This window comes from uncultured Sphingomonas sp. (assembly GCF_937871615.1).
Lineage (GTDB): Bacteria > Pseudomonadota > Alphaproteobacteria > Sphingomonadales > Sphingomonadaceae > Sphingomonas.
In genome coordinates, this window is record NZ_CALMPA010000039.1 from 82506 (window position 1) to 109501 (window position 26996).

The 26996-nt window shown below is 65.6% G+C and carries 28 protein-coding genes, 1 tRNA gene and 1 pseudogene; 15 read left to right on the top strand and 15 right to left on the bottom strand.

The window, feature by feature from the left end; all coding sequences use genetic code 11:
- Nucleotides 1-61: 61 nt before the first annotated feature.
- Entirely contained in the window at nt 62-1252 is a 1191-nt protein-coding gene (gene odhB, locus Q0316_RS10385) for a 2-oxoglutarate dehydrogenase complex dihydrolipoyllysine-residue succinyltransferase (protein ID WP_298671965.1), read from the top strand.
- Nucleotides 1253-1382: 130 nt separating this feature from the next.
- Here odhB and Q0316_RS10390 read toward each other — a convergent pair whose 3' ends face one another.
- The 4 genes from Q0316_RS10390 to Q0316_RS10405 all read right to left on the bottom strand — a co-directional run bounded on the left by Q0316_RS10390 (nt 1383) and on the right by Q0316_RS10405 (nt 4401).
- Nucleotides 1383-1796: a hypothetical protein gene (locus tag Q0316_RS10390; protein WP_298671968.1), complete on the bottom strand. Its 414-nt coding sequence runs from the start codon at nt 1794-1796 to the stop codon at nt 1383-1385.
- Nucleotides 1797-1900: 104 nt separating this feature from the next.
- The gene (locus Q0316_RS10395; RefSeq protein WP_298671969.1) at nt 1901-2428 is read right to left on the bottom strand and encodes a DUF2141 domain-containing protein; all 528 of its coding nucleotides are present in this window, start codon (nt 2426-2428) and stop codon (nt 1901-1903) included.
- Nucleotides 2429-2488: 60 nt separating this feature from the next.
- Entirely contained in the window at nt 2489-3193 is a 705-nt protein-coding gene (locus tag Q0316_RS10400; protein WP_298671971.1) for a hypothetical protein, read from the bottom strand.
- Nucleotides 3157-4401, bottom strand: coding sequence for a TIGR04063 family PEP-CTERM/XrtA system glycosyltransferase (locus tag Q0316_RS10405; protein ID WP_298672110.1), 1245 nt, complete (start codon nt 4399-4401; stop codon nt 3157-3159). The genes Q0316_RS10400 and Q0316_RS10405 overlap by 37 nt, the downstream gene beginning before the upstream one ends.
- A gap of 105 nt (nt 4402-4506) precedes the next feature.
- On the opposite strand from Q0316_RS10405, the gene Q0316_RS10410 reads away from it, so the two are divergent.
- From Q0316_RS10410 to dinB, 6 genes are all read left to right on the top strand, one after another.
- Entirely contained in the window at nt 4507-4647 is a 141-nt protein-coding gene (locus tag Q0316_RS10410; RefSeq protein ID WP_298671973.1) for a hypothetical protein, read from the top strand.
- Nucleotides 4640-6004: a putative O-glycosylation ligase, exosortase A system-associated gene (locus tag Q0316_RS10415; RefSeq protein WP_298671974.1), complete on the top strand. Its 1365-nt coding sequence runs from the start codon at nt 4640-4642 to the stop codon at nt 6002-6004. The genes Q0316_RS10410 and Q0316_RS10415 overlap by 8 nt, the downstream gene beginning before the upstream one ends.
- 187 nt (nt 6005-6191) lie before the next feature.
- The gene (locus tag Q0316_RS10420) at nt 6192-7367 is read left to right on the top strand and encodes a mechanosensitive ion channel family protein (RefSeq protein ID WP_298671976.1); all 1176 of its coding nucleotides are present in this window, start codon (nt 6192-6194) and stop codon (nt 7365-7367) included.
- Nucleotides 7368-7542: 175 nt separating this feature from the next.
- Nucleotides 7543-7977, top strand: a complete 435-nt coding sequence (locus tag Q0316_RS10425; RefSeq protein ID WP_298672113.1) for a MaoC family dehydratase — start codon at nt 7543-7545, stop codon at nt 7975-7977.
- 63 nt (nt 7978-8040) lie between these two features.
- Nucleotides 8041-9219: an acetyl-CoA C-acyltransferase gene (locus Q0316_RS10430; RefSeq protein ID WP_298671978.1), complete on the top strand. Its 1179-nt coding sequence runs from the start codon at nt 8041-8043 to the stop codon at nt 9217-9219.
- Nucleotides 9220-9416: 197 nt separating this feature from the next.
- Entirely contained in the window at nt 9417-10505 is a 1089-nt protein-coding gene (dinB, locus tag Q0316_RS10435; protein WP_298671981.1) for a DNA polymerase IV, read from the top strand.
- A gap of 5 nt (nt 10506-10510) precedes the next feature.
- Here dinB and Q0316_RS10440 read toward each other — a convergent pair whose 3' ends face one another.
- Together Q0316_RS10440 and Q0316_RS10445 are read right to left on the bottom strand one after the other, a co-directional pair.
- Nucleotides 10511-11404, bottom strand: coding sequence for an ROK family protein (locus tag Q0316_RS10440; protein ID WP_298671984.1), 894 nt, complete (start codon nt 11402-11404; stop codon nt 10511-10513).
- A gap of 1 nt (nt 11405) precedes the next feature.
- A complete protein-coding gene (locus Q0316_RS10445) occupies nt 11406-11849 on the bottom strand; it encodes a MarR family winged helix-turn-helix transcriptional regulator (RefSeq protein WP_298671986.1) in 444 nt (147 codons plus the stop codon).
- Between the two features lie 80 nt (nt 11850-11929).
- On the opposite strand from Q0316_RS10445, the gene hppD reads away from it, so the two are divergent.
- The 4 genes from hppD (at nt 11930) to Q0316_RS10465 (ending at nt 15680) form a co-directional block, all read left to right on the top strand.
- Nucleotides 11930-12964 (top strand): 4-hydroxyphenylpyruvate dioxygenase, encoded by a 1035-nt coding sequence (gene hppD / locus Q0316_RS10450; protein WP_298671988.1) that lies wholly within the window; start codon nt 11930-11932, stop codon nt 12962-12964.
- 119 nt (nt 12965-13083) lie between these two features.
- Nucleotides 13084-14364, top strand: a complete 1281-nt coding sequence (gene hmgA, locus Q0316_RS10455; RefSeq protein WP_298671990.1) for a homogentisate 1,2-dioxygenase — start codon at nt 13084-13086, stop codon at nt 14362-14364.
- Entirely contained in the window at nt 14361-14711 is a 351-nt protein-coding gene (locus Q0316_RS10460) for a Rieske (2Fe-2S) protein (RefSeq protein ID WP_298672115.1), read from the top strand. The genes hmgA and Q0316_RS10460 overlap by 4 nt, the downstream gene beginning before the upstream one ends.
- A gap of 66 nt (nt 14712-14777) precedes the next feature.
- Entirely contained in the window at nt 14778-15680 is a 903-nt protein-coding gene (locus Q0316_RS10465) for an alpha/beta hydrolase (protein ID WP_298671991.1), read from the top strand.
- Between the two features lie 18 nt (nt 15681-15698).
- On the opposite strand, the gene Q0316_RS10470 is transcribed toward Q0316_RS10465, so the two are convergent.
- Together Q0316_RS10470 and Q0316_RS10475 are read right to left on the bottom strand one after the other, a co-directional pair.
- A complete protein-coding gene (locus Q0316_RS10470; protein WP_298671993.1) occupies nt 15699-16685 on the bottom strand; it encodes an NADP-dependent oxidoreductase in 987 nt (328 codons plus the stop codon).
- 125 nt (nt 16686-16810) lie between these two features.
- On the bottom strand, nt 16811-17713 hold the full coding sequence (locus Q0316_RS10475; protein ID WP_298671995.1) for a DUF2171 domain-containing protein: 903 nt from the start codon (nt 17711-17713) through the stop codon (nt 16811-16813).
- Nucleotides 17714-17963: 250 nt separating this feature from the next.
- Between Q0316_RS10475 and Q0316_RS10480 the strand changes: the two genes are divergently transcribed.
- Both Q0316_RS10480 and Q0316_RS10485 read left to right on the top strand, forming a co-directional pair.
- Nucleotides 17964-18039 (top strand) — tRNA-Ala (locus Q0316_RS10480).
- 172 nt (nt 18040-18211) lie between these two features.
- Nucleotides 18212-18970, top strand: coding sequence for an NUDIX domain-containing protein (locus Q0316_RS10485; RefSeq protein ID WP_298671997.1), 759 nt, complete (start codon nt 18212-18214; stop codon nt 18968-18970).
- A gap of 15 nt (nt 18971-18985) precedes the next feature.
- Here the strand turns inward: Q0316_RS10485 and Q0316_RS10490 are convergent, their stop codons facing one another.
- The 5 genes from Q0316_RS10490 to Q0316_RS10510 form a co-directional block, all read right to left on the bottom strand.
- Entirely contained in the window at nt 18986-19537 is a 552-nt protein-coding gene (locus tag Q0316_RS10490; protein ID WP_298671999.1) for a hypothetical protein, read from the bottom strand.
- 186 nt (nt 19538-19723) lie between these two features.
- Entirely contained in the window at nt 19724-19948 is a 225-nt protein-coding gene (locus Q0316_RS10495) for a hypothetical protein (protein WP_298672001.1), read from the bottom strand.
- A 61-nt stretch (nt 19949-20009) separates the two neighbouring features.
- Nucleotides 20010-22568 carry a bifunctional lysylphosphatidylglycerol flippase/synthetase MprF gene (mprF, locus tag Q0316_RS10500; RefSeq protein ID WP_298672002.1) on the bottom strand — a complete coding sequence of 853 codons (2559 nt, stop codon included), beginning with the start codon at nt 22566-22568 and terminating at the stop codon, nt 20010-20012.
- Nucleotides 22568-22978 carry a DUF2147 domain-containing protein gene (locus Q0316_RS10505; RefSeq protein WP_298672004.1) on the bottom strand — a complete coding sequence of 137 codons (411 nt, stop codon included), beginning with the start codon at nt 22976-22978 and terminating at the stop codon, nt 22568-22570. The genes mprF and Q0316_RS10505 overlap by 1 nt, the downstream gene beginning before the upstream one ends.
- Entirely contained in the window at nt 22975-23733 is a 759-nt protein-coding gene (locus tag Q0316_RS10510) for an AcvB/VirJ family lysyl-phosphatidylglycerol hydrolase (protein ID WP_298672005.1), read from the bottom strand. The genes Q0316_RS10505 and Q0316_RS10510 overlap by 4 nt, the downstream gene beginning before the upstream one ends.
- A gap of 271 nt (nt 23734-24004) precedes the next feature.
- On the opposite strand from Q0316_RS10510, the pseudogene Q0316_RS10515 reads away from it, so the two are divergent.
- Nucleotides 24005-24115: pseudogene (locus tag Q0316_RS10515) on the top strand (IS5/IS1182 family transposase); the annotation flags it as partial.
- Nucleotides 24116-24233: 118 nt separating this feature from the next.
- On the opposite strand, the gene Q0316_RS10520 reads toward Q0316_RS10515, so the two are convergent.
- The gene (locus tag Q0316_RS10520; protein WP_298672008.1) at nt 24234-24506 is read right to left on the bottom strand and encodes a hypothetical protein; all 273 of its coding nucleotides are present in this window, start codon (nt 24504-24506) and stop codon (nt 24234-24236) included.
- Nucleotides 24507-24646: 140 nt separating this feature from the next.
- On the bottom strand, nt 24647-25651 hold the full coding sequence (locus Q0316_RS10525) for a fumarylacetoacetate hydrolase family protein (RefSeq protein ID WP_298672011.1): 1005 nt from the start codon (nt 25649-25651) through the stop codon (nt 24647-24649).
- A gap of 176 nt (nt 25652-25827) precedes the next feature.
- On the opposite strand from Q0316_RS10525, the gene Q0316_RS10530 reads away from it, so the two are divergent.
- Nucleotides 25828-26982: an acyl-CoA dehydrogenase family protein gene (locus Q0316_RS10530; RefSeq protein ID WP_298672013.1), complete on the top strand. Its 1155-nt coding sequence runs from the start codon at nt 25828-25830 to the stop codon at nt 26980-26982.
- The last annotated feature ends 14 nt before the right edge of the window (nt 26983-26996 follow it).

The following is a 26996-nucleotide window of genomic DNA, read 5'->3' on the forward strand; positions in this document are numbered from 1 at the left end:
TGCCGCCGGGGCCTCACAGTGACAGCAATATCCCGGCTCAAGCAGGGATGACGAGGTAGAGATGGCAATCGAAGTTCTGGTCCCAACGCTGGGCGAATCGATCACCGAGGCGACGCTGGGCGAATGGCTCAAGCAACCCGGCGACAAGGTCGCGGCTGACGAGCCGATCGCCAGCCTCGAAACCGACAAGGTATCGGTGGAAGTCCCCTCCCCCGTCGCGGGCGTGATGGGCCAACATGCCGTGCAGGTCGGCGATACGGTTCAGGTCGGCGCGATGATCGCGACGATCGAGGCCGGCGGCGCTGCTGCCGCGCCGGTCGCCGCGCCGGCGGCTCCCGCGGTCGAGCCGGCTGGCGACACCCCTGCCGCGCTCTCCCCCTCGGTGCGCCGCGCCGTGCTGGAGCATGGCGTCGATCCCGCGACGATCAAGGGCACCGGCAAGGACGGTCGCCTGACCAAGGAGGATATCGACGCCGCCGCCGCGACCGCCAAGGCCGCCCCGGCTCCCGCGATCGCCGCGCCGGCCACGCCGTCCGCCACCGCCTCGACCGGCCGCAAGGAAGAACGCGTGCGCATGACGCGCCTGCGCCAGACGATCGCCAAGCGCCTGAAGGAAGCGCAGAACACCGCCGCGATGCTCACCACGTTCAACGACGTGGATATGACAGCGGTGATGGAAGCCCGCGCCAAATACAAGGATCTGTTCGAGAAGAAGCACGGCGTGCGCCTTGGCTTCATGGGCTTCTTCGTGAAGGCCGCGTGCATGGCGCTGAAGGATATTCCCTCGGTCAACGCCTCGATCGAGGGCGATGAGATCATCTATCACGATTATGCCGATATCTCGGTCGCGGTCAGCGCGCCGAACGGGCTGGTCGTGCCGGTGATCCGCGATGCCGATCAGCTCACCGTCGCGGGAATCGAAAAGACGATCGGCGATTTCGGTCGCCGCGCCAAGGACGGCACGCTCAAGATGGACGAGATGAAGGGCGGCACCTTCACCATCTCGAACGGCGGCGTGTTCGGCTCGCTGATGTCCACCCCGATCATCAATCCGCCGCAGTCGGCGGTGCTCGGCCTCCACCGGATCGAGGATCGCCCGGTGGTGCGCAACGGGCAGGTCGTGGTGCGCCCGATGATGTATCTCGCCTTGAGCTACGATCACCGCCTGATCGACGGACGCGAGGCGGTGACCTTCCTCGTCGCGCTGAAGAACGCGATGGAAGATCCCACCCGCATCCTGATCGACCTCTGATCCTTCCGCCGCCGGCCTCCACCAAGAGGCCGGCGGTTTTGGTTTGAGGGGACGGAGCGCGAGGTGACGGCTTATGGTGGGTGGTTACGTTTCGGGATGGTGATACGGCATTAGCTGCCATCCCACAGGCTCAGTCGTAGGCTCGGCGCGGTCGACCACGTCGGATGTCACGAGCCGCGCCATGGGGCAAACGGGTCTCGAAATGACAAAGCTGTCGCCGTGCATCTTCGTCGCCCGCTTTGGCCGCACGACGGATCCAATGCCGATAACCTCGCAAATCGCGTTGATTAAAACACAACATCGCCATGTTGTAGGCGGCGACCGGATCGCCTCGACGAAACGCTCGATAGTTTAAGCCTTTAACCGAAAATGGGTCGGACGCCGAAAAACCATCATGACCAATACGCCGGCTTAGCTCAGTCATGGCGCTCGGATAGCGCCGGAGGGCCAAATGCCACAGCAACCCCATACCATTCCCCGGCGAGCGACCGTTCAGCCAAGCATCGGCTAACCTCTGAAGCTTTTCGTCTGACGCATGGCCCATGCCCCAGCCTATGACGCTACCCGATGTTTCTCAACGTCCAGTGCCAGTGAAGTTGCGATCCTGCTTCAACGGCAAAAAGTGACGCGAAACCAGCCCCTTCCCGATCAGCGCCGCGTTTCGCTGAGCGGCTTGAGCGAGGTGCCGCTCAGATACATCATCGTCACCGAAATCTCGGTCACCCCCTGCCCCACCTTCACCGCCGTCTGCTTGGGTGACGGCTTCCTGCCGAAGATGAAATCCCAGATCGTCACGCGCGGATTGCCCGAGGCACCGCCCCCGTCCGAGCGATCGGTCTGATTGTTGGCGTTCGCATCATGCCGCACGTCGATCGCATAATTGCCCGGCGCGGCGACCGCCATGCAGACGCGGATCGGCTCTGTGCGCGGCGTGGGAATTTCCACCTTGGTCCGCCACTTCACCTTGTCGAACCAGGTGGACGTATCGCCGCCGAACGTGCGGACGCGCACCGTGCCCTGGCGATTCTTCAGCCCGGTGATGTTGACGAGGATCGCCGGGCCACCGCCCGGCGCGCAATGCGCCGCTTCCGGCCCGAGGATCGCGGGCGTTTCCGCCATCGCAGGAGCCGCCAGAAGAAGAATTGCTCCAAACGCCATCATTGAACGATAGGCCATCAAGACCCCATCGCCGCGAGTTGCGGCAGTTTTGCGGCGTGACGCGGGAGAATTGCGGCGTCAGTTCGCCGCCAGTTTGCGCAGCGCGCCAAGCGTATCCTCCACGCCCTGCGCCTGGTCTCGCGTCGCCGCACGGCGCGTCGCGCCGCGCTCCAGCCGGTCGAGCAGCGCGCTGATCGACGCGGCGGGCTGATCCGCCACCTCTCGCGCGCCGGGCAGGGGAAAGGTTTCAAATCGTTCGCCGCGTTCCGCCGCCCCGGTCGCGATCGGCACGCCCGCCAGCGCATCGGGATCGAACGCGGCGAGCGGCAGATCAAGATCGTCGGGCAATGATTGTTCCGGCCCATCCGGCACCGCGCCCTCGCCAATGATCGGCAACGGATCGCCAAGCTCGCTGCGCGCCGCGATCGGCGCGCGCGCGGGTGCATCGGGATGCGCATCCGCCCGGCGCAGCAGCGGCGTCGCGCCAAGCCGCGTGGCGCGGCGCGAGCGGCCCACGAACAGCGACGACACGAGGCGCGGCATCAGCCCGAGCAGCGCGATCGCCCCACCACCAGCAAGCGCGAGCAACGTCCGCCCGGTCACCCCGATCGGCGGCGCGGCAAGCGGCACGAACATCGCGAGCCGCGATCGCTCGATCACGCCATCCAGAAGCGCGGCGGGCGCGGCGGCGATCAGGCCCGCCGCGACCAGCCCGATCGCCAACGACAGGACGGGAAGGATTCCCTTCATGCGGAACTGCTTGTAGCGGTTATCTGCGACCATGACTCGTCCATACGCGCGGCGTTGCTCAGCCGCTGGTAAACCGGATCGTAACGAGAAACATTTGACAACCAGTTACGCTCCGCCTCGACGAAGGCGCGCGCGCGCTGGCGCCGGGCATCCCACTCATTCCGATCGGCAAGCAAGGCGGCCAGCGCGGTCGCGATCGCCTGCGGATTGTCCGCCGCGAACAAGGTGCCCGTATCGCCATCGCGGATCAGTTCGCGGTGGCCGCCGACATCGGATGCCGCGACCAGCCGCCCCTGCGCCATCGCCTCCAGCGGCTTCAGCGGCGTGACGAGATCGGTGAGCCGCATCCGCTTGCGCGGATAGGCCAGCACCTCGATGAGGCCGTAATAACGCTCGACCTGATCGTGCGGCACGCGGCCCACGAAGCGGATGTGCGCGCCCACCGGAGACGCCGCCGCCTGCGCGCGTAGCGCCTGCTCCATCGGGCCGCCGCCTACCAGCAGCAGTTGCGCCTTCGGGCGCGCCGCGACGAGCGCGGGCATGGCGGCGATCAGATCGTCCAGCCCCTCATAATCATAGAAGCTGCCGATAAAGCCGATCGTATCGCCTTCCAGCCCGAGTTCGGCGGCAAGCGCGTCGTCGCGCGGGCCGGGCGCGCCGAACAGGCCGAGATCGACGCCGTTGGGCGACACCATGATCTTCTCACGATCAATGCCGCGCGCGATCAGATCGTCGCGCAGCCCCTCGCAGATCACCGCCACCGCGTCGGCGCGGCGCACGGCCCAGGTTTCCAGCGCACGGGTCGCGCGATAGCGCGCGGAGCCTTCGCGCCCCGTGCCGTTGCCCACCGCCGCATCCTCCCAGAACGCGCGGATCTCATAAACCAGCGGCAGCCCCCGCCGCCGCGCGACGCGCAACGCCGCGAGCGCGCCAAGCACCGGCGAATGGGCATGGAGCACGTGCGGGCGGAATTGCTCTGCCACCGCCTCGATCCGGCGCGAGAAAGCCGCGATCTCCGCCAGTTCGCCGATCGGCGCGGGAAGCGCGCGCGGCGGAACGGTGCGGTGGAAGTCGATCCCGTCCACGCGCTCGAAGCGCGCCTCGGTCGGCCCCTGTCGCGGCCCCGTAACGGCGGCCACTTCCAGCCCGCGCGCCATCTGCGCGGTGAGGATCGCGCGGGTACGGAAGGTATAGCCGCTATGCAGCGGCAAGCCATGATCGAGGATGTGGAGAATACGCATCACGCGCAAGCTCTTGCCACGCGATCATTTAACGCCGCGTCAACCGCATCGCGGCTAGAGCGGGATCGACCACGGCGGACGCAGCAATATGGAACGCAGGCGCAGATGATCGACAATTTCGCGCTGGGCCTGACGCACGGATTGCTGCTGCTCGCCGCATTTCTGCTGTTGCGCCGCCCCGATCTCGATCGCGAGGCTTCTCCGCGCGATGAAGCGCCGCGCAAGGGGCGCCGCCCGCGTGCGTGATCTGGCTTTCATCGGCTTCCTGGTCGCGCTGCTCGGCATGGGGCTGCGCAAACCGTTCCTGTTCGTGCTCGCCTATGTCTATATCGACATCGTCTCGCCGCAGCGGCTGACCTATATGCTGCTCAACAGCGTGCCGATCTCGCTGATCGCGGTGGCGCTGGCGGTCGGTGGGTGGCTGCTGTTCGACGACAAGCGCGATTCGCGTTTCGCCCCGCGCCAGGCGCTGATCCTGCTGCTGATGCTCTATTGCGGCATCACCACGCGCAATGCGGATTTCCCGGTGGAGGCGCTGGATAAATGGGATTGGGTGTGGAAGGCGCTGGTTTTCGCCGCCTTCCTGCCGCTCACCCTGCGCACGCGGCTCAGGATCGAGGCACTGCTCCTGTTCATGACGCTGTCCGCCGCGTCGATCATCATCGTCGGCGGGATCAAGACGCTGGCGTCCGGCGGTGGCTATGGCGAACTGAACCTGATGGTCGCCAACAATTCCGGGCTGTACGAGGGCAGCATCATCTCCACCGTCGCGATCTGCATCGTGCCGGTGGTGCTGTGGCTTTCACGGCATGGCACGTTGTTCGGCACCGGCTGGCGGGTGAAGATGTTCGCTTATGCCCTGATCTTCGCCTGCCTGCTGATCCCGGTCGGCACCTCGGCACGCACCGGGTTGCTGTGCATCGCGCTGCTTGCGGCGCTGATGCTGCGCGAGGTGAAACGCCCGATGCTCTATCTCGCCGCGCTGGCGCTCGCCGGGGTGGTGGCGGTGCCGTTCCTGCCATCGGCGTTCAGCGATCGCATGGCGACGATCAAGACCTACAAGGCGGATGAATCCGCCTCCACCCGCATCGCCGTGTGGCAATGGACATGGGAATACGCCAAGACCCATCCGTTCGGCGGCGGCTTCGAGGCCTATCGCCAGAACCAGATCCGCTACGATACCGTGGCCGTGAAGGGATCGGGCGCATCGACCACCGTGGAGCGCAGCCTGACGGTGGACAAGAGCCGCGCCTATCATTCCAGCTATTTCGAAATGCTCGGCGAACAGGGGTATCCCGGCCTTGCGCTGTGGCTGACGATCAGCGTGATCGGGCTGATCCGCATGGAGATATTGCGGCGGCGGCATCGCGAGGGCGAATATGCCTGGGGCGGCGCGCTGGCGGGAGCGCTGCAACACGCGCATCTGATCTATCTGCTCGGCGGCGCATTCGTCGGAATCGCGTTCCAGCCGTTCATCTACATGCTGCTCGGCGCGCAGATCGGGCTGGATAGCTATCTTGGCCGTCGCCAGCGGGAAAGCGTGTGGCGCCAATCATATCGCGTCCGTGCGGCGCACGAACCGACCGCCGCCGCCGCCGGATAGGCATCCGCGCACAGCAAAGGATCGACGCGCGCGAGAGAGATTCAGCCGAACGCACGCTGACGGCGTTTCACAAGGCCTTGCGCGCGCGCTGAAATACACGCCACTTGAGCGATGACGAACGCGGCGTCATTGCGTTCCCGATAACCGGAACGCCAGCCGCCCCGGCGGCCTGACCAAAGGAATGCAGATGAGCAACAGCAGCAGCGCGGCGAAAGCGCCCCTCCTGCCCCACCGGAACTGGGACGAGCAGTTCCGCGCGCTCTATCATTCGAGCGCCGAATGGTTCGCGGACCATTGGGCGCAGATCGCGGTCGCGATCGCGATCGCAACAGTGATCGCCGCGATCCTGATCTGGGCGCGCAGCCTCGGGCCGAGGCTCGCCAGCCGCAGCCGCAGCGGCAAGGGCTGGCCAGCGGTGTTCGGCCGCGCGATCCAGCGTACCGGCAATCTGTTCATCGCGCTGCTCGCGGCGAAACTGGTGCTGGGCTATGCCGACGCGCCACGCCCGGTCGCCGGCACGATCAACTTCCTGTTCACCATCGTCGCGGTGTTTCAGGCGGCGAGTTGGGCGCGCGAGGTGATTATCGGCGCGATCGAACGGCACACGCATTCGGACAATTATTCCGGCGAGGCGCTGATGAGCGCGATGGGCGTGATCCGCGTGCTGGTGAGCTTCGCGGTGTTCGCGATCGCGCTGATCGTGGTGCTGGACAATCTCGGCGTGAACGTGACCGGGCTGGTCGCCGGGCTGGGCGTGGGCGGCATCGCGATCGGCCTTGCCGCGCAGGGCATTTTCGCTGATCTGTTCGCGGCGCTGGCGATCATCTTCGATCGTCCGTTCCGGCGCGGGGATTCGATTTCCTATGACACGTCCTCCGGCACAGTGGAGGAGATCGGGCTGAAATCCACCCGCGTGCGCGGCAATGACGGCGAACAGCGAATCATCTCGAACCGCAAATTGCTCGACAAGGAAATCCTCAACCTTTCCAAGCGCGATTATCGGCGCAGCAAGTTCGTCCTGCGGCTGGCCTATGAAACCCCGGTGGAAAAGCTCGAACGCTTCCCCGCGCTGGTGAAGCAGGTGATCGAGGAATGCGGGCTGGTCTATATCCGCTGCGGGTTCATCCAGTTCTCGCCATACAACCTCGATTTCGAAATAGATTTCGACAGCGAATCCGCCGATTACGCCGCGTTTTTCGAGGCACGCCACAAGGTTGGCATCGCGCTGCTCAGGATGTGCGAGGAACAGGGCATCACCATCCCCTATCCCACCCAGTCCAGCGTCGCGCTCGCGCCGGACGGTCAGCGTATCATGCCCTATCCCGATCCGGCACAGGGCGCGGCGGCGCCTTCCGCCGGATAGCCGCCCGCCGGCGCATTTTCGAACATCGGGTTCGCGCGGGCCACTGGTGCGGCGTGCATTCTTAAAGCCTGCGGTCGGGAAAGCTTGCGACCCCCCGCGTTCCACGCCTAGAGGGAGCGAGATCGCGCTTCAGGCGTGAGGTCAAACCAGTGGAGGGTTCGTGACGATCGACGAGATGAAAGCCAGCATCGGCAAGGAAACCGTGTCCGACTGGATCGACGTGTCGCAAGACATGATTGACAAATTCGCCGACGCCACCGGCGACCATCAGTTCATCCATGTCGATCCCGAGCGCGCGAAGCTGACGCCGTTCGGCACGACGATCGCGCACGGCTTCCTCACGCTGTCGCTGCTGCCGCTGATGTCGGCGAAGAACCCCGACGCACCGAAGCTCGACGGCGTGAAGATGGGCGTCAACTACGGCGGGAACAAAGTGCGCTTCCTCGCGCCGGTGCCGTCGGGCTCGCGTGTGCGCGGTCGCTCGAAGATCACCGAGTTCGAGGAAAAGCGCCCCGGCCAGTTCCAATATACCACCGAAACCACGGTGGAGATCGAAGGCTCCGAAAAGCCCGCGATGATCGCCGAATGGATCACGCAGATATTCGTCTGACCCTTGCGGCCAGCGATTGATTTTCCCTCCCCCGGAAAGTCCATGTTTCAGGAGAAATAAGCCATGCGTTCCGCCGTCATCGTTTCCACCGCCCGCACCCCGATCGGCCGCGCCTATCGCGGGGCGTTCAACAACACTTTGTCGCCGACGCTCGCCGGCCATGCGATCCGCGCCGCGGTGGAGCGCGCCGGGATCGACGGCGCCGAAGTGCAGGACGTGGTGCTTGGCGCAGCACTCCAGCAGGGCGCGCAGGCGACCAATATCGCGCGCACCGCGCTGCTGCGCGGCGGGCTTCCGGTGTCGGTATCGGGCATGTCGCTCGATCGTCAGTGCGCCTCGGGGCTGATGGCGATCGCCACCGCCGCGAAGGAAATCATCGTCGACAACATGGATGTCGCGATCGGCGGCGGCGTCGAATCGATCAGCATCGTCCAGACCCCGCAGATGCGCGTGCAGCCCGATCCCGAACTGATCGCGATGCACAAGGACATCTATATGCCGATGCTGCAAACCGCCGAGGTGGTCGCCAAGCGTTACGGCATCAGCCGCGATGCGCAGGACGAATATGGCTTCCAGTCGCAGCAGCGCACCGCCGCCGCGCAGGCCGCCGGCAAGTTCGATGCGGAGATCGTTCCCGTCACCGCGAACATGGCGATCGTGAACAAGGAGACGAAGGAAGTCTCCTATAAGGAAGTAACCCTCGCCAAGGATGAGGGCAACCGCCCGGAAACCACGCTGGAGGGGCTGAAGGCGCTCACCCCGGTGCTCGGCCCCGATCTCAACATCACCGCCGGCAACGCCTCGCAGCTTTCCGATGGCGCATCGGCCAGCGTGCTGATGGAGGAAAAGCTCGCCGAGAAGCGCGGGCTCACCCCGCTTGGCCGCTATGTCGGCATGGCGGTGGCGGGCACCGAGCCGGACGAGATGGGCATCGGCCCGGTCTTCGCGATCCCCAAGCTGCTTGAGCGCTACAACCTCAAGATGAGCGACATCGGCCTGTGGGAACTGAACGAGGCGTTCGCGGTGCAGGTGCTCTATTGCCGCGACAAGCTGGGCATCCCCAATGAATTGCTCAACGTCAACGGCGGCGCGATCTCGATCGGCCACCCTTATGGCATGTCCGGCGCGCGGATGACCGGCCACGCGCTGATCGAGGGCAAGCGGCGCGGCGCGAAATATGTCGTCGTCACGATGTGCGTCGGCGGCGGCATGGGCGCGGCGGGGCTGTTCGAGGTTCTGTAAGGCTATTCGGCAATCTCTCCCCGTTCACCCTGCGTCTGTCGAAGCCCTGCCCTTTCTTCATTGGAAGAAGGCCAACCCTTCGACAGGCTCAGGGCGAACGGAGGCGGGAAACCATGCACCGAAGCCCCGGCCCCACCACGGGCCGGGGTTTTTCGCATGTTCGCCCCCTGTTCTCCCGCCGTGATTTTCGTGGCAAGGTGCCGCGCGTGTCGGACGCCCTTCCCCCGCGCAAGATCATCCATATCGACATGGACGCCTTCTACGCGTCGGTCGAACAGCGCGACGATCCCGCGCTGCGCGGCCGCCCGGTGGCGGTGGGCAGCGCGCAGGCGCGCGGCGTGGTGGCCGCGGCAAGCTATGAAGCGCGCGTATTCGGGGTGCGTTCGGCACTACCCTCGGCAACCGCATTGCGGCGTTGCCCGGAGCTGGTGTTCGTTCGCCCGCGCTTCGATGTCTATCGCGCGATCAGCCAGCAGATCCGCGCGATCTTCGCCGATTATACCGCGCTGATCGAGCCGCTCGCGCTCGACGAGGCGTATCTCGACGTGACGGAGGACCGGCGCGGGCTGGGATCGGCACGCGCCATCGCGCAGGAAATCCGCGCCCGCATCCGCGCCGAAACCGGGCTGACCGCGTCCGCCGGGGTGAGCTACAACAAGTTCATCGCCAAGCTCGCGTCGGATCAGAACAAGCCCGATGGGCTGTGCGTTATCCCGCCCGCGAAAGGCCCGGCATTCGTCGCCGCGCTCCCCGTATCGCGCTTCCACGGCGTCGGGCCGGTCACCGCGCGGCGGATGGCGGCGCTTGGGATCGAGACCGGCGAGGATCTGCGCGGGCAGAGCCGCGAGTTCCTCCGCGCGCATTTCGGCAGCCACGCCGACTATCTTTATGGCGCGGCGCGCGGAATCGACGAGCGCCCGGTGCGCGCCGACCGCCCGACCAGATCAATCGGCGCTGAGCGAACCTATGGGCACAACCTGATCGACACGGATGAAATCATCGCCGCGCTCGATTACGTCGCGGAAAGCGCGTGGGAGCGCGTCGCGCGCAGCGGCGAGCGCGGCCGCACCGTGACCCTGAAGTTCCGCCGCGCGGATTTCCGCACCTTCACCCGCGCGCGCTCGCTAACCGATCCGGTGGCGGACAAGACGCAATTCGCCGCGATCGGCCAGGCACTGCTTCTCCGCGAACTGCCGGTTGCAGGCGGCATCCGCCTGCTCGGCCTGACGCTATCGAACATCCTCGATGCAAGCGAAGCGGCGCAGCCCGCCTTACCGCTCGCCTGAGCGCGTCAACCGCGACCGAGCGCCTGCTCGCCGAGCAGGATCGCGCCGAGCGGCCCCGCATCGTCCCCCAGCGCGGCGGGGACGACGAACGTGTCCACCTCCGCAATCTCGGGCAAAGCGATATAGCCATTGAGTGAGCGATACAGCTCTGCGCGGATCAGCGGAAACAGAAACGGGTTGCCAGTAATCACCCCGCCACCCATCACGATCCGGCGCGGCACGCCGGTCATCACCAGCACGTGAAGCAATTGCGCCAGCGTATGCGCCACCGATCGCCATTCGGGATGATCGTGCGGCACCGCCTGCCCCGCGATCCCCGTCCGCGCGGCGATCGCGGGGCCGGATGCCAGCCCCTCGATGCAGGCGCCGTGAAACGGGCAGGCGCCGCGCCAGTCGTCCCCCGTCATCCGCGCCGGGCGGACGTGCCCAAGCTCGCCGTGCGTCAGCCCGTCGACCGCTGATCCTCGAGCGATCAGCCCCACGCCGATCCCCGTCCCCACCGTGACATAGGCAAGGTCCGCCAGCCCCTGCCCCGCCCCCCAGCGCGCCTCGGCCAGCGCCGCGCCGATCACATCGGTGTGGAAACCCACCGGCACATTGTAACGCGCGCGCAGCCGCTTCGCGATATCGGTGTGGGACCAATGCGGCTTGGTGGTGACGGTGATGCTGCCGTAATCCGCCGAATGGCGATTGATCGAAATCGGGCCGAAACTCGCGATGCCAAGCGCGGCGAAGCCCTGCCAGCCGTCAATCACCGCCTCCAGCGCGGGAAGCGTTTCCTCCGGCCGCGTCGTCGGCACGCGGATGCGCGCCACTATCTCATCCGGCCCGCGCGCGAGGATCGCGATACATTTGGTGCCGCCCAGTTCGATGCCCGCGATCAGCGGCGCTTGCGGCATCTCATTCGGTCTCCAGCACCGCGGCGTCGATGCGCCGCAGCAGCGCCATGAACCCCTCCAGTTCAGCGGGCGCGAAACTTGCGAAGATGCGCCGCTCCAGCTCAAGCGCCTTGGGCGCGACCAGCGCATAAAGCTCGCGCCCCGACGCGGTGAGCGACAAGAGGTGCGAACGCTTGTCGGTCGCGTTCGGCGCGCGCGCCAGCAGCCCGCGATCGACCAACGCGATCGCGGCGCGGCTGACGGTCACCTTGTCCATCCGTGTGCGCTCGCCGATTTCGGCCTGATTGATCGCGTCCCACTCGGCGATCACGGCCACCAGCCGCCATTCGGGGATGCTGAGCCCGAACATCGATTCATAAGCGCGCGCGATGCGGTCGCTCACCAGATTCGAGGTGATCGAAAGGCGATACGGCAGGAACCTATCCAGCTGAAGGCGATTGGTCATCCAGGGCATCGTAGCATTTGACACGACAGGCTCAACACACGATACTGGTTTCAATTGTTACCATTTATGGAAGATTCGCCATGACTGCCGACAACCCCCTTGGCCTGAACGGGTTCGAGTTCGTCGAGTTCACCTCGCCCGATCCAGCGGCGATGGGCCGGCAATTCGAACAACTCGGCTTCACCGCGACGCATCGTCACCCGACCAAGAACATCACGCGTTACAAGCAGGGCCGCATCAACCTGATGCTCAACCGCGACGAGGCCGGGCGCGTCGCGGCGTTCCGGGGCGAGCACGGCCCCTCCGCCAGCGCGATGGCGTTCCGCGTCGCCGATCCGGCAGCGGCGATGAAATGGGCGCTGGCGCATGGCGCCAAGCCGACCGATGAGGACGATACGGTGATCCAGGGGATCGGCGGCAGCTACCTCTATTTCATCAAGGACGGCACCGATCTTTATGCCGACTGGGCGGAAATGCCCGGCTGGCGCGAGGCGGAGGCGAAGAACAATGTCGGGCTCGATCTGCTGGACCATCTCACGCACAATGTCCGCCGCGGGCAGATGCGGGTGTGGAGCGAGTTCTACCGCACGCTTTTCGCGTTCGAGGAGCAGAAGTATTTCGATATCAAAGGCCAGGCGACGGGCCTGTTCAGCCAGGCGATGATCGCGCCGGACAAGGCGATCCGCATCCCCTTGAACGAAAGCCAGGACGACAAGTCGCAGATCGAGGAATTCATCCGCGAATATCATGGCGAGGGCATCCAGCACCTCGCGCTGACCACCCCTGATATCTACGATACGGTGGAGCGGCTGCGCGCGCGCGGCGTGAAGCTTCAGGACACGATCGAGACCTATTACGAACTGGTCGACAAGCGCGTCCCCGGCCATGGCGAGGATCTTGCGCGACTCAGGAAAAATCGCATCCTGATCGACGGCAATGTCGGCGATGAGGGCATCCTGCTCCAGATTTTCACCGAGAATATGTTCGGCCCGATCTTCTTCGAGATCATCCAGCGCAAGGGCAACGAAGGCTTCGGCAACGGCAATTTCCAGGCGCTGTTCGAAAGCATCGAGTTGGATCAGATTCGTCGAGGCGTCATCAAGGTCGATGCCTAAGCATCGACCGGATGCGAGCGCGAAGGCGCTCGGCCTCGACCGGCCGGCACGGCAAGCCGGGCTTCGGGCACGGCTTTGCCGGGTCCGACGCCCGGCGGGTTGCGAAGGAAAGCAATAGGATGACCACCGCCTATCTCCCCGGCTTCGGCAACCACCTCTCCACCGAAGCGGTGCCCGGCGCACTGCCGATCGGTCGCAATTCACCACAGAAGCCGCCGTTCGGCCTCTATGCCGAGCAGCTTTCCGGCACCGCTTTCACCGCGCCGCGCGCCGAGAACCGCCGCTCATGGCTCTATCGCCTGCGTCCGTCTGCCGAGCATCCGCCGTTCGTCCGCTACGATGGCGCGCCGCGCTTTTCACCGGCGACCGTGGCGGGGCCGCTCGCGCCCAACCGGCTGCGCTGGGATCCGATCGCCGCGTCGCCCGCCGGCACCGACCTGATCGACGGCATGACGACGATGCTCGCGAACGGCGACCCCGCGCATCTGGAGGGCGTCGCGCTGCATCTCTACGCCGCCACGCGCGACATGGCCGAGCGCGTGTTCGTCAATGCCGATGGTGAAATGCTGTTCGTGCCGCAGGAGGGGCGGCTGGAGTTGCTGACCGAACTTGGCCGCGTCGAGGTATCCCCCGGTCAGATCGCGCTCGTGCCCCGCGGCGTGCGTTTCCGCGCATTGCTGCCCGATGGCGCCGCGCGCGGCTATGTCTGCGAAAATTACGGCGCGATGTTCCGCCTGCCCGATCTAGGCCCGATCGGCGCCAACGGCCTTGCCAATCCGCGCGATTTCGAAACGCCGGTCGCGTGGTTCGAGGATCGCGACGCGTGCGTCGAGGTGATCCAGAAGTATCTCGGCCATTTGTGGCGCACCGAATTACGCCACTCGCCGCTCGACGTGGTGGCGTGGCACGGCAATCTCGCGCCCTGGCGTTACGATCTTGCGCGATTCAACACGATCAACACCGTGAGCTTCGATCATCCCGATCCGTCGATCTTCACCGTGCTCACCTCGCCCAGCGACGTGCACGGGCGGGCCAACGCCGATTTCGTGATCTTCCCGCCGCGCTGGATGGTCGCGGAGGGCACGTTCCGCCCGCCATGGTTCCACCGCAACGTGATGTCGGAGGCGATGGGGCTTATAACCGGCGCCTATGACGCGAAGGCGGAAGGGTTCAGCCCCGGCGGCCTCTCGCTCCACAACATGCTGTCGGGCCACGGCCCGGACAAGGCGACGTGGGAGGCCGCGTCGAACGCCGCGCTCCAGCCGCACAAGATCACCGGCACGATGGCCTTCATGCTCGAAAGCTGCTGGCCCTATCGCCCGACCGATTTCGCGCAGGCCCATGCCCAGCCCGATTACGACGAATGCTGGGCCGATTTCCCCAAGGCGATTTTGCCCTGAGCGAGCGCCTTTCCGCCACGCCGCCCGGCATCGCGCTCGGCCCGCTTGACCAGATCGCCGACGGCGCGGCGCGCAATTTCGTGATCGAGATGCGCGCCGGACGGTTCCACGGTTTCGTCGTGCGGCGCGGGCGCGATGCGTTCGGCTATGTCGATCGCTGCCCGCATATGGGCCTGCCGCTGGCGCAGACGCTCGACGATTATGTCACGGGCGGGATGATCGCGTGTAGCTGGCACGGCGCGGTGTTCGATATCGCAAGCGGCAAATGCCTTGGCGGCCCCTGCCCCGGCGCCACGCTGACGGCGTGGCCCGTCGCGGTGCGGGACGGCGCGATCGTTACCGCCTGACCCAATATGTTGCGATTTCGTGACGGACGAGGCATTCTGCCCCGTTGCTATGGAGGCACGGGCAAGATGGCGAAGGTTTCGGCCAACGGTATCGAGATCGCATATGACGAGTTCGGCGCGAAGGATGCGCCTGCAGTGCTCATGATTATGGGGCTCGGCGCACAACTCGTGCGCTGGCCGATGAGCCTCGTCGATGCGCTGGTCGCGCGCGGCTATCGCGTGATCCGCTTTGACAATCGCGATTGCGGCCTTTCCACCAAGTTCGATGCCGCTGGAACGCCCAGCCTTGCGCTGATGGCGGTTTCGCGCGTGCTGCGTCGGCCGGTGCGCGCGCCCTATTCCCTCTCCGACATGGCGGCGGATGCCGCCGGGCTGCTCGATGCGCTGGGTATCGAGCGGGCGCATATCATGGGCGCGTCGATGGGCGGCATGATCGCGCAGCTTTTCGCGGCTAACTGGCCGGAGCGCACATTGTCGCTCACCTCGATCATGTCCTCCACGGGCAATCCCGCGCTGCCCGGCGCATCATTGCAGGCGATGGCTATCCTGCTGCGCCGCCCGCGCGGCAGCGATCCGGCCGCGATCGTCGCGCATGGCGTGAAGGCATCGAAGGTGGTCGGCGCGCGTTTCCAGGAAAACGAGGCGCTGATGGCCGAGCGTTACCGCGAGGAGGTGACGCGCAACCATGAGCCTGCGGGTTTCATCCGGCAGATGGCGGCGATCCTCGCCGATGGCGACCGGCGCGAGCGGCTAAAGACGATCACCGCGCCCACCGTCGTCGTGCATGGCGTGGATGATCCGCTGGTGCCGATCGCCGGCGGACGCGACACCGCCGCGAGCATCCGCGGCGCCCGGCTGGTTGAAGTGCCCGGCATGGGCCACACTTTGCCGCCGCAGGTCATCCCGGCGGTTGTAGCGGCGTTCGAGAGCGTCGCGCGCCCGGCAGACCGCTTCGCCCGCGCAGCCTGAGCCGCGCGGGCGCGGACATCACAGCCGTACCAGCATTTTTCCTGTGTTGCCGCCGGTGAACAGGCCGCGAAACGCGGTCGGCATCGCCTCGATCCCGTCATGGATCGTTTCGTGGCGCTGGAGCTTCCCCGCCTGCAACAACGCACTCATGTCGCGATAGAATTCCCCCACGCGCCCGATGAAATCGCTGACGATGAAGCCGCGGATATTGATCCGCGCGCCGATCACCTTGGCGAGATAGCGCAGCTCCTGCGGCTTCCCGTCATTATAGATGTCGATCATGCCACAGATCGCGAAGCGCGCATTCATCCGCGCGGCTAGCAGCGCGGCATCAAGATGTTCGCCGCCGACGTTATCGAAATAAACGTCGATGCCCTCCGGCGCCGCTTCCATCAGCCCGCGCGTGACCGAGCCCGCCTTGTAATCAATCACATGATCCGCGCCGATTGATTTCACCCAGGCGCACTTTTCCGCGCCGCCGGCCGAGCCGATCACCGTCATGCCCTTCGCCTTGGCGACCTGCACCACCGTCGAGCCGACCGCGCCCGCCGCCGCGGAGACGAACACCACATCCCCCGGCTTCGCGGCCGCGATATCCAGCAACCCGAAATAAGCGGTTGTGCCGGGCATACCAAGTTGGCCCAGATATGCCTGATCCTCCACGCCCAGATCGGGCAGCTTCTGCGCCTCGCCGGCGTTCAGCACCGCTTCTTCGCGCCAGCCGAGCATATGCTGCACCTTCGCGCCCACCGGCAGATCGGCGTTCCGGCTTTCCACCACTTCGCCCACCGCACCGCCCTGCATCGGCTCGCCGAGCGCGAACGGCGGGACATAGCTTTTCACGTCGTTCATCCGCCCGCGCATATAGGGATCGACCGACAGCCAGCGGTTGGCGACGCGAACCTGCCCCTCACCAAGCGGCGCGGACGGCAAATCCAGCAATGCGAAATTGCCATCCTCCGGCATTCCCGACGGACGCGATTTCAAGCTCCAGGCACGCGGCATCGCTCTTATCCTCTCTCGCTGATTTTGAGCATCCGGTATGGCGCACGCGGCGGCAAAGACAAGAGCGAAGCACCCGCACGCGCACCGCACCAACCATTATCGGCGGGTGACGCGCGGGCCGAGGTTCAGAGGCGGCGATCCCATCTGCCGCCGCGATCGCCGCCGCCGTAGCGTGCCTGATCGCGATCCTCATCGCGCCAATGCTGTTTCACATCCTCCACCGTCTTGATGAGCGTCACCCGAGTGTCCACCTCCGCGATCCAGCCCGATGGGATCGAATGATGCCGGCCACCGGCATCCGCATCGCTTTTCGTCAGCACGATATGATCGCCCCGCACCTTGTCGACGGTGCCGACATGCGCGCCGTCCATACCGACGACCTCCATATGCTCGACCACCCGGCCCAGCGAGTCGCGCTGTGTCTGGCGATTGGCGCGCCAGTTGATGAACTCCTGCTCGAACTTCACCCGGTTTTCCCGGCGAAATTCCTCATAATCGCGGTCCAGCGCGGCGATCTGCGCGTCGCGCCAATCGCCGTAATGAACGTCATCGCGGCTCGCCGGCGCCCCGCCGAAACGCTCGTCCGACCACATATCGGCCTGCCGCCGGCGCTCGGCATTCTCGTCACCGAACCAGGAGCGGACCTCATCCCCCGCGCGCGCCAGGAATCCGCGATCGCGATAATCGTCGTCCCGCGCCGAGCGCGCATAACGGATGCCGCGATCGCGATGACGCGCGGCATGGCGCTCATCGTCGTCCCAGTCGCGGCGGTGGCCGACATCCTCGAACCGGCGTCCGCCCGATGCGTAGCTGCCGTGATATTCGGGCAGCGGGGCTTCCGGGCCATAGCGCTCGCGCTCGAACCGGGCGCGATCGGCGTCAGCCATCCCGGCGGCGAGATATTCGCGCGCGCTGGAATAGCTATAGTCGCGTCCGGATCCGTAATCGCGACCGAAATTCGATGGATCGCCACGGCGCGGATTGCGATCGTAGCGCATCGCTTTCTCGCCAAAAAATTCGTAGCTCATCGCTTTCCCTCCAGGAAAATAGGCGTTGTCGCCACGCTTTCCGCCCACACTTGTCGCGAGCGGGCATCGCTATGCGAAAAAGCGCCGGAAACCATTATTGTTCCATATGTTACACTTGCGTATCAAATGCTGGACGCACAGCGAAAACGCGTGCCTGCGGGTAAAGTTTGCCCGTGTCGCACGAGAGGCGTTGCATCGCCGCAAAGAGGTCGCTAAGGGCGTCGCTCCCGGCGCAAGCCGGAGACCGGGCGGGGCCGTAGCTCAGATGGGAGAGCGCTGCAATCGCACTGCAGAGGTCAGGGGTTCGATTCCCCTCGGCTCCACCACCCGCCCGATTTTCTCGATATCGCCCGATGCGATCACGCGGCCACGCTCGGGGGCGATCCCTGCGCGCAAAATCAATTCGTGCATTGACCATCCGCCCCGGCGGGTGATGATGCGATCCCGACGCGGAAGCGCCCGCCCGAACGGGCATACGGAAAGGCAGGCAATCCAAAGATGAGCGATAACGATCTGCCGGAAGCGATCCCTGCGTCGACTTTGGTGATTTTCCGCGCCGCCCCCGGCGCGCCGGAATTGCTGATGGTCGAACGCGCCAAGGCGATGGTGTTCGCCGGGGGCGCGATGGTGTTTCCCGGTGGCCGGGTGGATGCGGGCGATCATGCGCTCGCCCTGCGCTTCGGCGGCGGCGAGGAAGCAGCCGCGCGCATCGCCGCGATCCGCGAGACGATCGAGGAGGCCGGGCTGCCGGTGGGGTTGAAGAATCGCCTGCCCGTCGATGCGCTGGAGGCGATGCGCGGCGGGCTTCACGCGGGCAAGCCCTTCGCCGAGGTGCTGGCGGAAGCAGGTGCGGAGCTTGATCTTGAGCCGCTCGTCCCCTGGGCGCGCTGGCTGCCCGCCCATGCCCATATGCGGCGCTTCGACACGCGTTTCTACCTCGCGGAACTGCCGGCTGACGCGCCCCGCGCGACGGTCGACGCGACCGAGAATGTCCGGCTGGTATGGGCAACCGCGCAATCGGTGCTGGACGATGCCGACGCGGGCAAGCTCGCGATCATCTTCCCGACGCGGCGCAATCTGGAGCGGCTGGCCCAGTTCGGCAGCTTCGCCGACGCCGCCACCCACGCCAACAGCACGCCGGTCTGCACGATCACGCCATGGGTGGAGCAACGCGACGGGGAGCAGCATCTCTGCATCCCCGACGACGCCGGCTATCCGGTGACATCCGAGCCGATCGACGGCGCGATGCGCGGCTGATACGCGCCAACGCGATCAGTGCGGCAGCGCGCCTTCCTCCACTTTCTCCACCCAATGCGGGAAGAAACTGGGCTGGCGGGATGACCAGCCCGATGCGGTGGCGGCGGCCTCGCTGATCGACTGGAGCAGCTTGCGGCGCAATTCGGGATGGAGGTGCGGCAACGCGGCGGCGGCGCAGAACGCACCCGGCAGCCACGGCCTGACGTTCGCGCCGATCAGCCGCTCGTAAAGGAAGCGATAGGCCGAGAAGGTCAGCAGCCGCCCCTGCCCCAGATCGAAGGCGGTGATGGTGATGAGCGGCGCCAGAAACGCTTCGACGCGATCGAGCCCGCTGTCATCGGGGATCAACGCGCGGATTTCGGGGAGACGCTCATAATGATGCGCCTGTGCGCGGATGCTCGCCGCCTCAACCACATCGCGCGACCAGCGCGCCAGCGCATCCTCGCGATCCAGGCCGATATCGAGCGCGCGCCGGATATAACGCTGCGTCGATGCGGCGAACCCGGCGAACTCCTTCATTTCGGCCAGCGCCATCGCACCTTCCGCCGGCTTCATCCTGGCACTCATCGATCCACCTCGTCTCGTACCAATCGAGCAGGATCATCATGCGCCGGGATGGTTAACCCTTCCCTTAACGCCGTGATGTCCGGCGTTAATGATTGAATCACGGAGCCCGCGCCGCGACAACAAGCGAGCGACGAACCGAGGGATTTTGTTGCTTTTGAATGTCATGGTGCGCCTTTTGCGCAACAATCACGCATCCTGCTGGCGCTCCGCTTCCTCGCTATAGCCAGACGATGGCGCGGGATCGTGGCTATGTCGCGGCTGGATCGTCGACGGCGTATCAGATGCGTCCATCGACTCATCCAGCCCCACATCGAGCTTGGCCTGCTTGTCCGAAGGATTTTCCCGCAAACGCCGGGCGATCGACGCGTCCTGCCCGGCATCCTGCCGGGGATCGTGGCTTTCGGGGGGCATCGCTATCTCCTGATCTGTCGAGGAAAGAACGATGGAATGCTCGGCGCGTTCCTGCCCTTGTTCAACCGTTCACCGCGCCGACCAGCGCGAGCAGCGCGCGCAGGCGCGGCACGCCGCCGGGCGTGGCGATGTAGCGCGGCTCCCATTGCGGCTGGAATTTCTCCTTGAACGCGCGCAGCCCGGTGAAGCGATAGAGCCGCTCGCCGCGTTCGAACAGGGCGCGCCCGATCTTCGCCCAGATCGGCGCGAGGCGATCCTCCGGCATCCCCGAAAGCGGCGCGAGGCCGAGGTTGAACGTCTCATGCCCCTGCTCCCGCCCCCATTGGAACAGCCGCACGAACATCATGTCCATCGTGCCGGCGGGCGCATCGGGCAGGTGACGCATCAGATCGACCGACATCTCGCCCCCCGCCCCGTTTGCCCAGATATTGGCGAAAGCGAGCATCCTCTCGCCCTGTCGCACCACCGCGATCGGAAAGCGCGCAAGATAATCGGCGTCGAACGGGCCAAGGCTGAAACGCTTCTCCTCGCCCTCCTTGCCCGCCAGCCACGCATTGGAAACGGCACGCAGTTCCGCGATCGCCGCCGGAACCTGCGTTGGCGGGATCACGGCAAAGCTCATCCCGTCGCGCGTCGCCCGGCGCAAGGCGGCGCGGAAATCCTTCGCCCGCGGGCCTTCGAGCGAGAAATCGGCAAGATCGACATGCGCCTCCTCGCCATATTTCATCACCTCCAGCCCCATGTCGATCATCAGCGGCAGCATCTCGCTGCTGATCTGGTAGAAGCACAAGCGCCCGTGCGCCGCGTCGCAGGCGTGGCGGATCGCCCAGACCAGTTCGCCCCACGCCGCTTCCGGCCCCACCGGATCGCCCATCACGATCCAGGTGCGGCCACGCACACTATACATCAGGAAAGCATCGCCGGCGGCTGAGATCACGAACCTTTTGTCGCCGGTGAACGCAAGATTCGCATCGGCCCGCGCGGTATGCGCGAGTGCTGCCTGCGCCACCGCTTCCGGCAGCTCGGCGCTGGCCGCCGGGCGCGCGCTGCGCCCCACCAGCAGGTGCCAGATCGCGATCGCCGCTATCAGCACTCCGGCGGCGAAAGTCGCGCGCAGGAAGCGCGGCGCATTGCCGTGCAACGCGAACTTCCACCACAAGGCGTCGCTGTACGGCACGCGCTTATAGGCGAAGAAACCGGCCCATGCGCTCAGGCCCAGCGCGGCGGCGGCCGCGGCGAGCCAGCGCCCGTCGAGCGGCTCGGTCGCGATGCCGCCGCGGCGATAGAAGGCGGGCCGCGCATATTGCAGCACGACGAGAACGACGAACTGCAACATCGCCTCCTCGTAATCGAGCCCCTTGAGCAGCGAAAAGACGATCCCCGCGATCAGCAGGATTCGCGCCAGCACGAAGCCGCTGCGCAGCCGCGCGTTGAGCGCGGGCGCGACGAGCAGCAGGAGCGTGCCGACCAGGCTGCCGGCGAGATGCGATCCTTCGATGAACGGCAGCGGCAGCATTTCATCGAGATCGCTCAGCCGCCCGCGCGCACCGGGCAGCGCCCCCGATACGAGCAGGATGAACCCGGCCACGAACACCAGCAGCGTGATCGCATTGGGCGCCAGCGCCCGCCCCACCTTGTCGAGCATCGAGAGGCCGGCGCCGATCGGGCGGCGCAGCGCGCTCGCCTCGCGCAGCACGAGCACGATCGCGGCGAGGAACAGCGGCAGGAGATAATAGACCAGCCGATAGAGCAGCAGCCCGGCGAACACCGCCGGCTTGTCCGCCGGCAGCGCCGCGAGCACCACCGCCTCGAACACGCCCAGCCCGCCCGGCACATGCGCGAACACCGCAATGACGATCGCCAGCACATAAGCGACGAAGAATGTGGGATAAGCCTCGATCGACAGCCCCGGCACCAGCACGAACAGCACCGACGAAGCGAGTACCAGATCGACGATCGACACGCCGACCAGCGCGAGCAGATGCCTCGGCTCGGGCAGCGGCAGCGCGAAGCGCGCGATCCCGATGCGGCGGATGCCCCCCGCGCGCAGGATCGGCAGCACCAGCGCCGCCGCCAGCAGCGCAAGGCCGCAGCCATGCGCCGCCTTTGCCTCCAGCGTCCAATGCGCGATGTGCAGTGGCGCGTCCTGCACCAGCAATGCCGCGCCCGCTGTCGCGGCGATGCCGTTCCAGAAGGCGAGCGTGCCGATCGCCCCGACCTTCACCGCATCGGCGAGCGAAAGCCCCGCCTGCCCGTAAATGCGATAGCGCGCCGAATTGCCGGTCAGCAGCGACAAGCCGAGATTGTAGCTGATCGCATTGCCCAGGAACGAGGCCGTCGCGCCAATCTGCCACGGCTGCGGCCGCGCGATCACGCGCAGCGCGATCCAGTCGTGCAGGGTCAGCAACGTATAGCTCGCCGCGGTCAGCAGCATCGCGAGCGCGATCCGTTCCGCGGGCACCGCGCCGAGCGCCGCGCGCACCTCATGCAGATGAACTTCGGCAAGCACGAGCCGCAACGCGATGAAGCCAAGCAGCGCCATGCACGCCACCCCCGCGGGCACCCACCAGCGGCGATGGCGCGAAAGAAGCTCAGAAATCGCGAGGCCCCGGCGTTGCATCACCTGAGCCGATGCCACTCCTGCGAGCGGCAGAAATAATGCCGGACGAGACAATTGGAAATCTTCAGCCGGTCCGGCGCGATCAGGCTGATGTGCGAGGGGAAGCTGCGCCCCATATCCGGCACGAACAGCCGGCCGGACCATGTGCCGCCACGGCTGGGGTGATAGTTGCGCAGCAATTGCGTGCCGACAAGGTGGGTTATACCAGCCGCACGCGCATCCGCCATCGCCTGATCGTTGGCCCAGACGATCGTGCCGCACACGCCATTGTTGCACGGCATGGTGCGCACCGCGAGCGTGCCGCGCGGATTGCCCCACACGCCGATCGGCATGGCGATCGCCGCCGCCGCGCCGGGCGCCGCGAGCAGCGCGCCGAGCGTGATCGCCGCAACGGTCTTCCAGCCTTTCATCCCCGTCCCCCCGATCCCCGCATCGGCAATGCCGTCACGCGGGCGAGCGCGCTCATAACATTGCGCGTGATCGCAGCGGTATCGAAATCGAGGAAATGGCCGCCGGGCATCGCGATATTCGTCACATTCGGCTGGGTGATGCCCGCGCAGGCACTGTCGGCTTCCTCCGCGCCATGGATACAGACCAGCGGCGCCCAGGTGATTGCGCCGATGCCGCGCCGCGCGTCGCTGTCCGGCGTGCCGAGGTAGGTGATGTTGCTGGGATCGGCGCGGAAGAACACATGCCGCCCCGGCACGATCAGCACCACCGCCGCAACGCGGTGGCGCAGATTTTCGGGCAGGGCCGGGAGCGCGGCGGCAAGCACGTCCGCGCCGAACGAGCGACCGATCAGCACCAGCCGTTCGGCGTGGGAAGCCGCCAGCGCGGTGCGCACCGCATCGGCGATGATCGCATCGGTCTCGGCAGCGGTACGCCGGGCGCGGAACGCAACCGGGGTGTTGAACCCGATCACTGGAATCCCGCGCGCCGCCAGCAGATCGGCCATGGTGTCGCCCGGCCCGAAGCGCAGGCCCATGTCGCCGGAGAGATAAAGGGCCGCGACGTCTCCATGCGCTGGCCCGGTCGCCGCCATGGCTTCATATGGATCGCGATCGAAATAGCTGCCGCGCCAAAGCAAGCCGATCAGGATCAGCGCCAGCACCGCAAGGCCGGCCAGCAATCGCCGCACCCAGCGCCTGCCTTGCCTGTTCGCCACGATTTCCGGTTTTCCGTGCATGAGCCCGCAATATCAATCCACCTGTATTCACGCGGTTTCAGCAACATGACGAAATCGTCACGCTGCGGATGCGCGATTGACTCGCCCCCTTGGTGAGAACAAAATAGGAACTTATTTCCTGTTGCGAGTCCCGACCCTGTGTCCATCCCACCATCATTGTTAGTTAACAGACTGACCCAGGGTGCAGTGACATTTTAGAGATTCACAGGGGCCAGGATCTCCGATTCAACACTGGCTTTTGGATGCTGGTGTGACAGGCGAGGTACTTCGGGACGATCAATGGGAACGGCTGCGGGAGTTTGTGCCGGGCGGACGCAAGGGCAAACGTGGCCCTCGCAGCGACGGCGGGCTGTTTCTCGATCCACACTGACAGCACGCAACGGAACCGATCCGCCGTGCCGCTTGCCGTGACGCGCGGTTCGCCGTTCACCGACGCTGGCGGCAGTGGCCCCGGCGATCACGCCGGGGCTGTCATGCCCTTACTTTTTTGCTGAACGGTGATGAGCGCGATGCGCCTTCGCACGGTGATGCGTCGCGTGATGCGAACGCTTCACATGATGCTTTTTCGCGGCGTGATGCTTCCTCGCCTCATGATGCCGTGCCTGCCGCATATGATGGCTGGCCGAACGGACACCCTGCACGCAATTGTCGCGCACCGTGGCCGAACAGGGAGGATAATCCGCAGCCGACGCGGAGCCTGCCGCAGTCAACATCCCCAACGCGAGTGCTCCGAGAAGGACGATCTTTTTCATGATCTCTCACCTCCGTCTTGTTTTCTCTCGTCCGCGTCCGCCGAGCCATCGGCGGACACGCGACGCGACATTGCCCGCACATCGGGTAAAATCCCAGTTAATTCGTGGTCATCCTCCGGCCACCCGCGCCATCGCCCCGATCAACTGCCGATCACCTGCTCGATCACGCCGAAAATCGGGTGATGCCGATCGTCCTCCGCCCAGATGCGCACGGTATCGCCGCGTTTCAGGAACGGGGTTGCCGGTTTGCCGGCCAGGATCGTCTCCACCGTGCGCACCTCGGCGATGCAGCAATAGCCCACGCCGCCCTGCGCGATCGGCTTGCCCGGACCGCCATTCGCATCGCTATTCGATACCGTGCCCGAGCCGATGATCGTTCCCGCGCCCAGCGCGCGCGTCTTCGCCGCATGGGCGATCAGAGTGCCGAAATCGAACGTCATGTCGACCCCCGCCTCGACCCGGCCGAATGCAGCGCCGTTCACGTCGACCATCAGCTTGCGATGCAATTTGCCGTCCCGCCACCACTCGCCAAGGCTGTCGGGCGTGACGAACACGGGAGAAAAGGCCGACGCCGGCTTGGACTGGAAGAAACCGAATCCCTTGCCCAATTCCCCCGGAATGAGATTGCGCAGCGACACATCGTTGGTGAGGCCGATCAGCCGCACGGCGGCCAGCGCCTCCTCCCGCGTCGCGCCGAGCGGCACGTCGCCGGTGACGACCACCACTTCGGCCTCAAGATCGCAGCCCCATGCCTCGTCGGCGAGCGGGATCGCATCACGCGCGCCGAGGAAGCCATCCGACCCGCCCTGATACATCAGCGGATCACGCCAGAAGCTCTCGGGCATCTCCGCGCCCCGCGCCTGCCGCACCAGCGCGACATGGTTCACATAGGCCGATCCGTCCGCCCATTGGAAAGCGCGCGGCAGCGGCGCGGCGGCATCATGCTCGTGGAAACGTTCGCGCGGGATCGTCTGATGCTCCAGATCCGTCGCCAGAAGCTCAAGCAGTGGCGCGATCCGATCCCAGTCATCCAGCGCCGCCTGCAGCGTCGGGCAAAGGTGAGTCGCATCGGCACACCAGGCGAGATCGCTGGAAACCACGACGAGCTTTCCGTCGCGACCATGCTTCAGGCTTGCTAGTTTCATTTGTTACGATCTCCTTCGCCGGCTCTTTGCCGCGATCGGCCGGCTGAGTCGAGAGCGTGGGCCGACGCGCGCGTCCGCGCAAGCCGCCGCAACGCTCCATAACAAAAGTTACTTGACCCCCCGCCTGCGCACCGCGAGAAGGCTCACAACAGTTTTGGACATAAGGATTGCCCAGCATGTCGCTCGATACCGTCGCCGGTCGTTTCGCCTATAACGAGGATCACGAGGCGTTCCGCCAGACGGTCCGCAGCTTCCTCGCCAAGGAAGGCGTGCCCAATTCGGATCAGTGGGAAAAGGATCGGCTGGTGCCCAAATCCTTCTGGCAGCAGGCGGGCGAAATCGGGATGCTCTGCCCCACCGTGCCGGAAGCCTATGGCGGGCTGGGCCTCGATTTCGGCTATAACGCGATCGTCGACGAGGAAATGGCCTATGCGGGCGTGCCCGCCGGCTTCTCGCTCCAGTCCGATATCGTCGCGGGTTACATGGAAACCTACGGCTCGGAGGAGCAGAAGAAGGAATGGTTGCCCAAGATGGTGTCGGGCGACGTGATAACCGCGATCGCGATGACCGAGCCGGGCACGGGCAGCGATCTTCAGGCGATCCGCACCACCGCGCGCAAGGATGGCAATCACTATGTCATCAACGGCTCGAAGACCTATATCACCAACGGCCAGAACACCGATCTGACGCTGGTGGTCGCCAAGACTGATCCCAACGCGCAGCCGGCGTGGAAGGGAATGTCGATCATTCTGGTCGAAAGCGATCGTGAAGGCTTCTCGAAGGGCCGCAAGCTCGACAAGATCGGGCAGGACGCCGCCGACACTTCCGAACTGTTCTTTGAAGACGTGCGCGTGCCGATCACCAACTGCCTCGGTGAAGAAGGCATGGGCTTCATCTATCTGATGAGCCAGTTGCCGCAGGAGCGGCTGTCGATCGCGGTTTCCTGCCAGGCATCGGCGCAGAAGGCGTTTGACGACACGGTCGCCTTCACCAAGGAACGCAAGGCGTTCAAGGGCACGGTGTTCGATTTCCAGAACACGAAGTTCGTCTTGGCCGACATCAAGTCCAAGCTCCAGATCGGCTGGGCGCACCTCGACTGGGCGATCGCGCGCCACCTGAAGGGCGAACTGACCAACGAGGAAGGCGCGGCGGCCAAGCTGTGGCATACCGATCTTCAGTGGGAAGTGATGGACAAGTGCCTCCAGCTTCATGGCGGCGCGGGCTATATGAACGAATATCCGATCGCCCGCATGTGGCGCGGCGCGCGCGTCAGCCGGATCTACGGCGGCACGAACGAGATCATGAAGGAAGTGATCGCGCGCAAGCTGTAAGCGCGGCTACGTCC